The organism is Methylobacterium sp. J-001 (assembly GCF_022829565.1).
GTDB lineage: Bacteria > Pseudomonadota > Alphaproteobacteria > Rhizobiales > Beijerinckiaceae > Methylobacterium.
The window spans coordinates 33,366-45,643 of the sequence record NZ_JAKSYN010000133.1 but is presented as its reverse complement, the minus strand read 5'-3'; the positions used below and the strand labels follow the sequence as shown (position 1 = coordinate 45,643).

14 protein-coding genes are annotated in these 12,278 nt (G+C 71.7%); 2 read left to right on the top strand and 12 right to left on the bottom strand.

Annotated features, from left to right (window positions below; all coding sequences use genetic code 11):
• Positions 1-384: 384 nt before the first annotated feature.
• The 6 genes from MKK65_RS15410 to MKK65_RS15385 form a co-directional block, all read right to left on the bottom strand.
• Positions 385-636 carry a hypothetical protein gene (locus MKK65_RS15410; protein WP_058192101.1) on the bottom strand — a complete coding sequence of 84 codons (252 nt, stop codon included), beginning with the start codon at positions 634-636 and terminating at the stop codon, positions 385-387.
• A gap of 105 nt (positions 637-741) precedes the next feature.
• The gene (locus tag MKK65_RS15405) at positions 742-2,046 is read right to left on the bottom strand and encodes a DNA-packaging protein (RefSeq protein ID WP_243958873.1); all 1,305 of its coding nucleotides are present in this window, start codon (positions 2,044-2,046) and stop codon (positions 742-744) included.
• Positions 2,047-2,232: 186 nt separating this feature from the next.
• Entirely contained in the window at positions 2,233-3,945 is a 1,713-nt protein-coding gene (locus MKK65_RS15400) for a methyl-accepting chemotaxis protein (protein WP_243958662.1), read from the bottom strand.
• 356 nt (positions 3,946-4,301) lie between these two features.
• Positions 4,302-4,979 (bottom strand): sigma-70 region 4 domain-containing protein, encoded by a 678-nt coding sequence (locus MKK65_RS15395; RefSeq protein WP_243958661.1) that lies wholly within the window; start codon positions 4,977-4,979, stop codon positions 4,302-4,304.
• Positions 4,980-5,186: 207 nt separating this feature from the next.
• Positions 5,187-5,474, bottom strand: coding sequence for a DUF3761 domain-containing protein (locus tag MKK65_RS15390; protein ID WP_152997523.1), 288 nt, complete (start codon positions 5,472-5,474; stop codon positions 5,187-5,189).
• On the bottom strand, positions 5,471-5,728 hold the full coding sequence (locus MKK65_RS15385; protein ID WP_243958660.1) for a hypothetical protein: 258 nt from the start codon (positions 5,726-5,728) through the stop codon (positions 5,471-5,473). Before MKK65_RS15385 ends, MKK65_RS15390 begins: the two co-directional genes overlap by 4 nt.
• Before the next feature lie 355 nt (positions 5,729-6,083).
• On the opposite strand from MKK65_RS15385, the gene MKK65_RS15380 reads away from it, so the two are divergent.
• Positions 6,084-6,389: a hypothetical protein gene (locus MKK65_RS15380; RefSeq protein WP_152997524.1), complete on the top strand. Its 306-nt coding sequence runs from the start codon at positions 6,084-6,086 to the stop codon at positions 6,387-6,389.
• 45 nt (positions 6,390-6,434) lie between these two features.
• Here MKK65_RS15380 and MKK65_RS31215 read toward each other — a convergent pair whose 3' ends face one another.
• Positions 6,435-6,563 (bottom strand): hypothetical protein, encoded by a 129-nt coding sequence (locus MKK65_RS31215; RefSeq protein WP_279596774.1) that lies wholly within the window; start codon positions 6,561-6,563, stop codon positions 6,435-6,437.
• On the opposite strand from MKK65_RS31215, the gene MKK65_RS15375 reads away from it, so the two are divergent.
• Positions 6,510-7,070, top strand: coding sequence for a LysR substrate-binding domain-containing protein (locus MKK65_RS15375; protein WP_313902042.1), 561 nt, complete (start codon positions 6,510-6,512; stop codon positions 7,068-7,070). The two genes, MKK65_RS31215 and MKK65_RS15375, sit on opposite strands and share 54 nt — an antisense overlap.
• 25 nt (positions 7,071-7,095) lie before the next feature.
• On the opposite strand, the gene MKK65_RS15370 is transcribed toward MKK65_RS15375, so the two are convergent.
• The 5 genes from MKK65_RS15370 to MKK65_RS15350 form a co-directional block, all read right to left on the bottom strand.
• Positions 7,096-8,193: a chemotaxis response regulator protein-glutamate methylesterase gene (locus MKK65_RS15370; protein ID WP_243958658.1), complete on the bottom strand. Its 1,098-nt coding sequence runs from the start codon at positions 8,191-8,193 to the stop codon at positions 7,096-7,098.
• Entirely contained in the window at positions 8,190-9,035 is an 846-nt protein-coding gene (locus MKK65_RS15365) for a CheR family methyltransferase (protein WP_058192779.1), read from the bottom strand. The genes MKK65_RS15370 and MKK65_RS15365 overlap by 4 nt, the downstream gene beginning before the upstream one ends.
• Positions 9,036-9,057: 22 nt before the next feature.
• Entirely contained in the window at positions 9,058-9,531 is a 474-nt protein-coding gene (locus MKK65_RS15360) for a chemotaxis protein CheW (protein ID WP_243958657.1), read from the bottom strand.
• Positions 9,532-9,666: 135 nt separating this feature from the next.
• The gene (locus tag MKK65_RS15355; protein WP_243958655.1) at positions 9,667-11,847 is read right to left on the bottom strand and encodes a methyl-accepting chemotaxis protein; all 2,181 of its coding nucleotides are present in this window, start codon (positions 11,845-11,847) and stop codon (positions 9,667-9,669) included.
• An 18-nt stretch (positions 11,848-11,865) separates the two neighbouring features.
• Complete coding sequence (locus tag MKK65_RS15350) at positions 11,866-12,276, bottom strand: chemotaxis protein CheW (RefSeq protein WP_243958654.1); 411 nt, start codon at positions 12,274-12,276, stop codon at positions 11,866-11,868.
• Positions 12,277-12,278: the final 2 nt, after the last annotated feature.

The window sequence follows — 12,278 nt, the reverse complement described above, 5'->3', positions numbered from 1 at the left end:
GATCCGCCCGCCGGCTCGGCGGGCGGGGTCAGCGTTCGGCGATGCGGTGACAGGATGGGCCGCTGCGCGGGTGCGGCGGATACACCGCACCCCGGGCCCGGGCGTGGCTATGCGGCTACAGCCTCGGGACGCCGCCTCGTGTATTCAGGATGCAGTTCGTTCCAGAGACCACGAACCGACTCGCGGCGCGCTTCTCGCAGAGGCGCGCCGTATTGTTGTGTCCGCGCGGCCTGGCATCGGGCTCTCGACCAGGGGATGCGGGCGATCCCCTTCTCCCGAGGTACCGCGTCAGCGGCCTCGCTCCGGCCCCTCAGGATGCTGGGGGATCGTCGGATATCCCGGTCTCGTCATACTTTGCCGAGGCCCCGCCCGGCATCGACCCCGTCAAACCGTCTCGACCGCGCGCGGGACGACACCGGCGGCTTGCCGGGCGTAGCGGAGCACGGCGGCGCGGTCGGCCTCGCTCGTGATGGCATGCCACAGGCGCAGCAACTCGACCGTGGCGCTCAGATCGGCGCGGACCGTCGGGGGGCCGAAGAAATCGGAGACCGGGCAGCCGAGGGTCTCGGCGAGCATCCGCAGGCGGCGATGAGCGCTGTCGGGCAGACCGATCTCAGGATCAGGATCCGAGTTCATGAGCCACCCTCCGGATGTACGATCAACCATAACAGCCACCCCGAGTGTATGCAATTTATGGATGCAACACGCCTCACTTTCCCGTGTGGGGCCGCACAGCCGGCTTCATAGCCGCCGGATCCGCGGTTCCCGAGCCCCGTCGAGCAGCAGATGCGTCACCGCCCAGACCAGGGCGTCGAGCCGGTCGGGCGAGGCGCCGCTCGACAGACCGTCGGGCCCGAAATCGCACAGCTCGTCCTCCAAGGCCGGAAACGCCCCGACATGGTGGACGAGGCCGCGGGCGTAGAGCAACGAGACCGGCTCGGCGCGCAGGTACTTGCCCCGCGTCGCGCGGACGGGCGTGACCGGCACCGCCGGGTCGCACTGGGCGAGCACCGCGGCGGCCATCTCGCCGCCCTGGTTGACCTCGACCACCAGGGCATCGGCCCCGAGCCGGTGATAGAGCGTCAGCGCCGCCCCGGCCCAGGCCTGGGGGCTTGCCCGGGCGAGGCTGGCATCGGCCAGCACGTAGGCCTCGGCGCCGGCGCGGCCCGCGGCCACGATCCCGCAGGCATCCGAGCGCGCGCCCGAGGTCGCGGGCGGGTCCACCGCGACGACGATCCGGGCCAGGTCCGGCGCGACGGCGACCCGGGCGGTCTCCAGGGCTCCGCGCGCCCAGAGGGCGTCGTCCCGGTCGGCGATCAGCTCGCCGTCGAGTTCCTGCCGGCCCAGCCGCGTGGCGGCATAGCGCCCGACCACCTGCTCCAGGAAATCCGGAGCGAGATGCGCGGCATTGTCGTGGGTGCGGGCGCGGCTCACCACCGTGCGCGGGTCGGCGAGCAGGCGGCGGATCAGCGGCACCGGCCGCGGCGTGGTGGTGACGAGGTTGCGCGGGCGGGCGCCCAGCCGCAGCCCGAATTGCAGCATGTCGAAGGCGGCTTCGGGCCGGCGCCACTTGGCGGCCTCGTCGCACCAGGCGCCGCCGAATTGCGGGCCGCGGAGCGCATCGGGCTCCTCCGCCGAGAAGGCCAGGGCGACCGCGCCGTTGTCCCAGGCGAGCCGGCGCAGGCTCGGCGACCAGCGCGGCCGCGCCCGGCCCCGGGCCGGCAGGTTGAGGAGGCCGGACGGCCCCTCGACCATCACGTCGCGCACGTCGAGATGGGTCTCGCCCACCAGGGCGATGCGGCCGACCGGCTCGGTCGTGAAGGCCGGGTCGCCCCGGGCCAGGGCGTCGACCCATTCGGCCCCGGTGCGGGTCTTGCCGCTGCCGCGGCCGCCGATCACCGCCCAGGTCGTCCAGTCGATCCCGGATGGCGGCAGCTGGTCGGGCCGGGCCTGGTGCAGCCAGTCGTCCGCCAGCGCGCAGACCAGCGGCGCCGGCAGGGTCGCCAGGAAGTCAGGCAGCCTCCCGGCCGCGGCCAGGGCCTGCATCGCGGCGCGCGATGCCCGCGCGGAGGGCCGGCGCGTCGGGCCCGGTGCCGCCATCGCCCCCCTCCCGCCCGTCGCTCGGGTCCCGCAGCGCCGCAGTGGATGGACCGCCTCGGGACTTCGCCGCGATCGACCGGCGCCGGGCGCCGATCGATCCGATGGTGGCGTCCGGAAGACGGACGCGTGGTCTCACGCCGCCCGCAGCTGCGCCAGCAGGCGGGTCACCTCGGTGCTGAGCGTGCCCGCTTGACGGGACACCCCGGCGGCGATGTCGAGCACGTGCTCGGCCGCCGTTCCGGTATCGCCGGCGAGGCTGGCGACGCCGTCGATCGTCACGCGCAGCGCCCCCGCGCCATTGGCGGACTGGCTGACGTTGCGGACGATCTCCTGGGTGGTCGCGCCCTGCTGCTCCACCGAAGCCGCGATGGCCGCGGAGACGCCGTCCAGGTCGCCGATCCGCGTGACGATCTCGGTGATCGCCAGGACCGCCTCGCGGGTGGCGCCCTGGATACCGCTGATCTGGGCCGAGATCTCGTCGGTGGCCCGGGCGGTCTGGTTGGCCAGTTCCTTGACCTCGGCGGCGACCACCGCGAAGCCCCGGCCCGCCTCCCCGGCCCGCGCCGCCTCGATGGTCGCGTTCAGCGCCAGCAGGTTGGTCTGCCCGGCCACGCCGGAAATCACCGCCACCACGTCGCCCACCCGCGCCGCAGCCTCGCTCAGGTGGCGCACCAGCTCCGCGGTGCGCCCCGCCTCGGCGCTGCTGGCCCGCGTCAGCGCGGCCGCGTCGGCGACCCGGCGCGCGATCTCGCCCACGGAGCTCCCGAGCTCCTCGGCCGCCGCCGCCACGGTGGCGGCATTGCTGGCGGCGTCCCCCATGGCGCGGGAGGCCTCCTCCGAGCGTGTGGCCGTCGCGCCGGCCATCTGCGCCATGGATTGCGCCGTCCCGCGCAGCTCCACGGCCGATCCGGTGACCGCCTGGACCACCGCGCCCACCGCCTCCTCGAAGGCGGCCGCCAGGGCGTGGTTCTGCGCCCGCCGTTCGCGCTCGCGCTCGGCATGGGCCGCCGCGTGCCGCGTCGCGGCATCGTCGGCCAAGCCGGTCTTGAAGGCTTCCAGGCAGCGCGCCATCGCGCCGACCTCATCCATCCGCGCCACCCCGGGCACCGCGGTCGCGTAATCGCCCGCCGCGATCCGTTCCATCGCGGCCCCGATCGACGCGTAGCCGCGCAGCAGTGCCTTGTAGCCGAAGCCGGCCAGCGCCAGGAACGCCGCCACGGTGGCGACCAGGGCGCCGATCACGCCCAGGAACCAGAGGTGCGCCTGGGCCTGGAGCGCCTGCACCGCGTCGTTGGTCCGATGCTCGATCAGCCCGTAGAGGTCGTCGAGCGGCTTCATGATCCGTGCCTTGAAGGCGTGATATTCCGGTGCGTGGACGAGGGTGATCGCCCGCTGCCGGTCCCGCTCCGGCTGCGGCTCCGCGAGGGGACGCCCTTCGGCGTCCTTGCCCTCGACGAGGTTCATGGCCTCGACGCCGATTCGCACCAGGCCGTCGGAGTTGCGCACCGCCTCGGCGAGCTTGTCGGTCTCCTCCTGGGTGAAGCCGAGGCGTTGCATCAGCGTCTGGACCGAGACGGCCTCTCCGTCGGGGCGCGGCTTGGGCAGGCCGGCCGAGATGAAGTCCCAGTAGACGCGATAGTAGTCTTGCGGCCGCGGCTTCTTCCCGGACCGAATATCGATGATGTCAAAATATTGTTTTTTGTAGCTCGGATCGCCGGTGACCACATAGGTTCGGCTGAGACGGGTGAGATCGTCGGAGCTCTGCCTGACCTCGCCGGCCAGGAGGATGGACTGGATGCGCAGATTGTTCGCGCCATCGACCTTTCCGATCGATGATCCGTACATCGTGATCATAAATGACAGAACGATGCACGATAAAACATTGACCGCACACAGTGCGAAGAACTTTCGTGACAGACTCATCCCATCGGCCCCGTGATCGATACTTTCGTTCGATCGCAGTCTTGCCTCACAATCTACGGCGAATCCACCGAGAAGCGACGATCAACGCAGTTCGGATAATGGAGGCTTACCGGCCAGCACGGCCCCGGCGGCGGCATCCGAGACGCCGCCGCACGGAAGCGCTCCGGGCCGCGAGCCGAGGGCCCAGCGCGGTGTCGGCCGATTCGCGCGGAAACCGGCAACGTGCCGCGCGGTCGAGATCCTGTCGCGGGCGCGCCGACCGGCCGGGTCCGAGCGTGTCAGGCCGCCGTCCGGGCGCGGACGAAGCCGGCATAGCGGCGCGCGATCTCCGTGCGGAGAGCCGGCAGGTCCGGTTCGGGGCCGCCATCGCTCCCGTCCCCGGTCCCCGCGCCGATCTCGTCGAGCAGCCGCTTGTGGCCGCCGAGGTCGCGCAGCACCCGGGCGGAATCGAGCACGGCCGCCCCCTCCCCGTTCAGGGCGGCATCGAAGGCGGCGATCTGCCGGGCGATATGGGCACGCAGATGCGCCCGCAGGGTCGGCGGGTCCGCTGCCGAGGCCGGATCGAGGAGGCCGGGCTCGACCGTCTCCACAGCCGGCTCCGGGGCCGCCGCATCGGGTTCGGCCGGACGCTCGGGGCGGGCCACGCCGCAGACCGCCAGGAGCCGCCCGGTCGCCTCGCGGCCGACGCCCGCCGCCTCGGCGACATCCTCAGGATCGTTGCGCCGCTCGCTCAGCAGCCGGGTGAGCGCGGCCCGGCGCGGCTCCGGCCAGCGCGCGGCGATGTCATGCCGCCAGCGGCGCGGCCTCAGCCAGCCGGACCGGGCGTTCCAGGTGAGGATGGTGGCCGGCTTCACGCCGGTGCGGGCGCTGATCTCGGCGACCGAGAGCGTGGTCTCCCGCAGGAGACGCTCGACCGCCGCACGCTGCTCCGGCGGGAGCGCATCGAGTGCCTGCATCGCCGCCGCTCCGCACACTTTTCGACCGTGCCCTGGATCTACCCCAGGAGCGGGACGGTGTCAACCCAAGAATTCCTATTTTCGGATTTTAGGCCGAAATTTTTGCGTTCGCCCACCAGTCTGCCCAAGGTTGGCGTCGAGGCTTCGCAGAACCCTCCTTGCACGACAAGCGGGACAATCTGATCCCAACACCTCAGGTCTGCCCGCTCAGCCCTCCCAATGGGCGACCCCGCCATGACCGGAACAAGTGCCCCGGTGATTGCGGCTGAAGCTCCAGGTGTCGTCCCGACACTTGGCCGTGGCGCCGGCCGGCTTGTTCCCATCGCGGCTCTTGGCCGGGCGATGGACCTCGAAGCCGTCGCGGTTGCGGTAATGGCCGTGCCGGTCGAGGGTCGATTCGTCGGGCTCGCGGACGTCCCGGGCGCTGGCGGCGCCGGAGAGGCCGAGGAGCACGGCACCGGCCAGCGCCAGCCGGGCGCAGGCGAGCCGCATCATCGGCCGCCCCCGTGGGTGCCGACGGCGCCGGTATACGGGTTGATGTTGCCCCGGGTCCCGTCATGGTCGCGGGCGGTGCCGTTCGGGTTGGTGGCGGAGTCGGGCGCGACGACCGTCCGGCGGGCCATGGTGTAGCCGGATACCGGGTGGCTGGCGCCGTTCGATCCGGTGCCGCTCAGGCCATGGCCGCCGCCCCGGACGCCGGCGCCCCCGACCGTCAGCAACAGGACGGTCCCGATCGGGATCGATCTCACGGCTCACCCTTCAGGTTGTGTCTGCCGGCATCAGACACAACCCAAGCGGGGCCGTCACGCGCTATTTCTGGTTAGGCTTAAACCTCCTTCAGGTTGTGGATCTGCCGCCACCGTCCGAGCGCGGATTGCCGAAGCCCGTGGCCTCACAGGAGGCCATGCACCCGCGATGCCGACGCGGCCGGGCGATCGCCGGCTTCCGGAGACACCCAAGTGTCGCCCGATAGAACCTCTCGCGAACCGCGAGCCGGGCGCGAAAGGCCGAGGTCGACCCGCGTATTGGGCATGGCGCCGTCGGTTCTCGCGATGCGTCCTGCAAAAATACTGGGGTTGCCGCGGCCCTGTGTGCGGCAGTAACTTGGGTCAGCCGCTTTGCGGCGACACGACCGAAAACGAATACGGGGGCGAAGTGTTCGTTCTGGTGCTGGCGACCCTGGCGGGTGGCATCCTGACCTGTGTGTGCGCCTGGCCCTGGTTCGGCCCCGGCGCGCTCCTGCTAGCGCCGTTCGGGGCGGGGAGCGCGGCGGTCTTCGCCGGTCTCCTGCTCGCCGCCCTGCGCAGCCGGCGTCCCGCCGGGTTGCACCAGCCGGTCCCGGGCGCGCAGCCCGAGACGCCGCAAACCGTCGCCAACGATACCTTGTCCGGCCACCGCCGCCGGGCGTGACGCGCCGTCGGACGCCGATCGCCTCTTCGGGGACCAGACCGAACGCTAAGGGCTGCGGGCCGGGGCCGGAGCACCGCCGGCAGCTGGGTCGCCGCCGCGGAAGGCGGCGAGGCTGAGCGCGTGCCGCACCAGGGTCGCGAGTCCCAGGGCCAGGAAGCCGGCGCTGCCGGTCATGACCACGCGCTCGATCCCGTCCGTCTGCGTCGCGATGCCGACATCGCCATCCGGATGGTCGACCCGACCCAGAACGCCCTGATCGCCCGCAGGCTCGGCGAGGCGCCCCTCGGGCTGTTCGGCACGCGGAGCTATTTCGAGCGCCGCGGCCGGCCCCGCACGGTGGCGGATCTGGCGGAACACGACGTGCTCGGCTTCGACCGCAGCGACGCGCTCCTGCGGGCCTATGCGGCCCACGGGCTCCGGGCGGCGCGCGAGGATTTCCCGGTCCGCTGCGACGACCAGATGGTCTACTGGAACCTGATGCTGGCCGGGGCCGGCCTCGGCTTCGCCCAGGTGCTCCTGGCCGGAGCGCAGCCCGGCCTGGAACAGGCGGAGATCGGCCTGCGCCTCGCGCCCCCGCCGGTCTGGCAGGTTCTGCACGAGGAAGTGCGCGGCAACGCTCGGATCCGCCGGGTCGCCGATTGTCTGGCCGAGGCGCTCGCCGCCCGGCTGCGTGGCGGCTGACCGGGATCGTCGCGCATGCCGCCCGTCACGCGGGCAGGCGCGGCACCGGGGCGTGGCCGAACCGGATGATCTCGGCGGGCAGGCGGTCCAGCGGCAGGACCTTGGCGGCGGCGCCGCGCTCGATCGCCTCCTTGGGCATGCCGAACACCACGCAGCTCTCCTCGTCCTGCGCCACCGTGAGGGCACCGGCCCGGCGCATCTCCAGGAGGCCGTTGGCGCCGTCGTCGCCCATGCCGGTCATGATGATGCCCAGCGCATTGGCGCCGGCGCATTGGGCGGCCCCGCGGAACAGCACGTCCACGGAGGGGCGGTGGCGGGAGACCAGCGGGCCGTCCTTGACCGCCACCGTGTAGCGGTTGCCGCTGCGCTGGAGCAGCAGGTGCCGCCCCCCCGGGGCGATCAGGGCGCGCCCGGGGCCGACCGCGTCGCCGTCCTCGGCTTCCTTCACCGCGATGGCGCAGAGCCCGTCCAGCCGCTTGGCGAAGGCCGCGGTGAAGTGCTCCGGCATGTGCTGGACGATCACGAGGCCCGGGCAATCGACGGGCAGCATCTCCAGCACGTCGCGCAGGGATTCGGTGCCGCCCGTGGAGGCGCCGATGCAGACGATCGGCTCGGTCCCGGCCAGGGTCCGGTTGCGGGCCGCGGGCGGCAGCACCGCGTCGGCGGTCAGCTTGGCTTCGACCGCGCGCAGCCCCGGGCGGCTCTGGCGCGGCTTCGCCCGGGCGGCGGCCCGGACCGCGTCGCAGACCCGCACGGAGGATTCCATCAGGAACTGGCGGGTGTCGACGCGGGGCTTGGGCAGGACGTCCACCGCCCCCGCCTCCAGCACCTCGAACAGCGTCCGGGAGCCCTGGTCGGTGAGCGTCGAGCAGATGATCACCGGGATCGGCCGCTGGGCCATGATCTTGCGCAGGAAGGTCAGCCCGTCCATCCGGGGCATCTCGAGGTCGAGGATGATGACGTCCGGCACCTCGTCGTGGATGCGCCGCGCCGCGATGAACGGATCCGCCGCCGTGCCCAGCACGGTGATGTCGGGCGCCGCCTCCAGGATGCCGACCAGGGTCTGCCGGACCGAGGCGGAATCATCCACGATCAGGACGCGGATCGGGGCGCTTCGGCTCATGCGATGGGCCCCTTCGTCCGGCCGAAGATCGTCGAGGAGACCTGCTCCAGGCCCGGCACGCCGGCCCCGGCCATCGATTCCGAGTGGCCGACCACGAGGAAGCCGCCGGGCTGGAGGTGCGTGGCGAGCCGGGAGAGCACCGCCCGCTGGGTGTCCTTGTCGAAGTAGATCAGCACGTTGCGGCAGAAGATGATGTCGATGTCGTGATCGACCGCATACTGGGCGTTCATCAGGTTCAGGTGCTTGAAGTGCACGCGGCTGCGCAGCTCCGGGACGATCCGCCCGACCTTCCAGGACGGGTCCCGGGCATTCATCACGTAGCGTCGGCGGAAGTGCGGTGGCACCGCCTGCAGCACCTCCTCCGGGTAGATGCCGTCGGCGGCGACGCGCAGGACCTCCGTGGAGACGTCGGTGCCGAGGATCGCGTAATCCAGCGCGTGCCCGGCCATCGCCATGTCGTGCAGCACCATGGCCAGGGTGTAGGCCTCGGCCCCCGTCGAGGCGGCGGCGCTCCAGAGCTTGAGGCGCCCATGGGTGGCCCCGTTCCGGCGCAGCATCGGCACCAGCTCGTCCCGGAGCTGGTCGAAATGCGCCGGCTCGCGGAAGAAATCAGTCTTGTTGGTGGTGACGCAGTCGATGATGTGGACGAGCTCCACGGCGAGGTGGCCCTCCTCGAAGACGTGCCGCCCGTAGGCCGACAGGGATTCGATATCGAGGGCGCGCATGCGCTTGCGCAGCCGCCCCTCCACCATGGTGCGCTTGGCCGCCGGGATCTGGATCCCGACCCGCTCCTGGATCAGGTCGGCGACGTTCTCGAAATGCTGGTCGCTCAGCTGCGGCATGGCATCGGTTCCCGTACGGCGGTCAGGCTGCGAGCGAAGGAAGCAGCAGGGCCGGGTCGTCCCCCGCCATCAGCGCCTTGAGGTCGAACACGACCACGAAGGCCTCGCCCCGGCGGCCGATGCCGGCGATGTAGGTCGAGCGCCAGCGGCCCCCGACGTCGGGGGCGGGCTCCAGCTCGGCGCTGTCGAGCTCGGCCACCTCGATGACCCGGTCGGCCACGAAGCCGACCCGCATCTCCCGCGCGCCCATGGGGATGTTGAGCAGGATGATCCGGGTTGACGGGGTCACATCGATCGCCGGCAGGCCGAGCTTCGTGCGCAGGTCGATCACCGGGTAGCTCTGCCCGCGCACGTCGATCATGCCAACCAGGAACGGCGGCGCCTGCGGCAGGGCCGCGGGCGGGCGGTAATCGAGGGTCTCGTGCACGGACTCGATGGCGATCCCGAAGATCTCGCGATCGAGGCCGAGGGTCAGGTACTGCCACACGCTGGACATGGTGGTCTCCGGCTGGGCCGCTGCCGGTCGGGTCCTGCCCGATCCGGGGGACACGGGCCTTCACCGCGGCAATCAGGGGGTCGGTCGTGAGAAGGGGGCACCGCGCGAAGGCCCTCCGCGCGGTGCCGGGGGCGTTCAGGCCGCGCGGATGAAGTCGGCGTCGCGGGCGTCGCCGTCGCCCATGTCGAGGTCGAAGCCGCCCCCCGCCGCCAGGGTCGCCCGGCCGGGGCGCGCCTTGCCCCCCGCCTTGCCCGCCGCCTTGGCCTTGGCCGGCACGCCCATGCGGGCCGCCGTCGCCCGCAGCTGCGTCGCCGCCGCGTCGATGCGGGTCTCCGTTTCGTCGACGCGGAAATAGGCGATCGTCGCCTGCAGCCGCTCGGCCTGGGTCGCCAGCTCGTCCGAGGTCGCCGAGACCTGCTCGGAGGCGCTGGCGTTCTGCTGGGTGACCTTGTCGAGCTGCTGGATCGCCTGGTTGATCTGCGCCGAGCCGACATCCTGCTCCCGGCACGCCGCCGAGATCTCCTCCACCAGCATCGCGGTCTTGCGGATATCCGGCACCAGCCGCCCGAGCATCTCGCCCGCCTGCTGGGCCGCCTTGACCGTGTCGGCCGACAGCGTGCCGATCTCGGCCGCGGCCGCCTGAGAGCGCTCGGCGAGCTTGCGCACCTCGGACGCCACCACCGCGAAGCCGCGGCCATGCTCCCCGGCCCGGGCCGCCTCGACGGCGGCGTTCAGGGCCAGCAGATCGGTCTGGCGGGCGATCTCCTGCACGATGGTGATCTTCTGGGCGATGGTCTGCATCGCGTCGACCGCCCGGCCGACCGCCGCGCCGCTGGCCTCGGCATCCTGGGCCGATTGCCGCGCGATCGCCTCGGTCTGGCTGGCATTCTCGGCGTTCTGCTTCACGTTGGCGGCCATCTCCTCGACCGAGGCCGAGGCCTCCTCCGTGGACGCGGCCTGCTCGGTCGAGCCCTGCGACAGCTGCTCGGCCGAGGACGACAATTCCTGCGAGCCCGCCGAGACGTTCCCGGCCGCCGCGTTCGCCTCCATCACCACGGCGCGAAGCCGCGTCAGCATCGTCTGCAGGGCGAGGCCCATCGTGTCCTTGTCGGAGAGCGGCGCGGCCTCGACCGTGAGGTCGCCCCCCGCGATCGCGTCGGCGAGGGCGGCGGTGGCGTTGAGGTTGGCGGTCATCCGCGTCATGGCGGTGATCAGGTCGCCGATCTCGTCGTTCGAGGTCACCGCGATTGTCTGGCTCAGGTCGCCGACCGCGACGGCCTCGGCGAGCGACACGGCCCGCGCCATTCCCCGGGCGATCGAGACCGCCAGCCACCCGGCGATGCCGAGGCCGAGGAGGAGCGCGCCGGCCAATGTCGCCAGCATCAGCGTCTGGCTCTCCTGCGACGCCGCCTTCGCGCGCTCGACCGCCTCCGCCATCTGGCGGCCCTGGTAGTCGGACAGGAGGTCGAAGGCCTGGTTGCTGGCGATGGACGCGGCGCTGTACCCGCCCGAGATGAGCTCGATCGCGTGGATGGGCGCGCCGGGCTCGATCGTGGCCAGCGCCCTCTGGAACGAGGCGAACCAAGTCTCGAAGCTCTGTCGGACCGCTTCGGTGGGAACCTTCAGAGCCGCGCCGACCCGGAGCAGGTTGTCCAGGCTGCGCCCGATCTCGTCGCGCATCTGCTTGGTCGCGGTCACGTGCTCGTCCAACCCGGCGACGCTGACCGCGCCCGTGGCGGCCTGCAGCCGGCCCCAGGCCCGTTCGAGGGGGATCTGGACCGCCATCACCGCCTTGATCAGGTCGATGGAGCGCGCGTCGGCCTTGGCCGAGAGGGTCTCCAGTTCCGTGCGCAGCCCGGCCATGGCCGGGCGCCCCACGCCGATGATCTCGGCCCAGGCCTTGGCATTGGCATTCATCCGGGCCAGTTCCACGATCCGGTTGCCCAGGGCGACCTGCGCCTCGTATTTCTGGTCCAGGTCCTGGACGAGCCGCCGGCCCTCGTCGGTCGCGGCGCCGGCCTTGACCTTGGCGATGATCTCCTGCGCGCGCTTGCGGTTATCGAGGGCGCGCTTGAGCGAATCCGCGATCTGGGCGTCGTTCACGGTAATCACCGCCGTGCGCATGTTGGCGGTGCTGCGGATGGTATTGGCCTTGGCTTCCAGCACCAGGGCCTGCGTCTCCGCGCGTCCGCGGAGGAACGCCTGGCTCCTGTCCGCCTCCATCAGGCCCTGGTAGCCCACTCCGCCGGCGAGGCCCGCGAGAACCAGCAAGGCACCGAAACCGGCGGCCAGCTTGGCCTTGATCGAAAATCGCATCGTCTTCTCCAAGGCCGGTTAGTTCAGTATTGCTTGCATGTCCGGGATGATGACGAAGTCATTCCCGGATTTGACAATGGAGCGTATGTATTCAGGCCGCCACGACGTGCCGATCTTCGGCGCCGGCTGGCGGCTTTCCAGGGCGACCGCGGTCACCTCGAACACCTTGTCGGCCACCAGCGCGACCAGGGTCGGATCGCCGTCGAGATCGAGCTCGATCACCACGAAGCGGGTATCGGGGGTGGCGGCTTCCATCGGCATGCCGAAGCGCTCGCGGATGTCGGCCAGCGGCACGACGTTGCCGCGCACGTTGACCACGTGGCCGAGATGCGGCCGGGCCCCGGCGACCCGGGTGGTCGGGATCGGATCGATGATCTCCCGCACCATCCCGGCCCCGAGCGCGAAGGTCTCGGGGCCGATGCGCATCATCA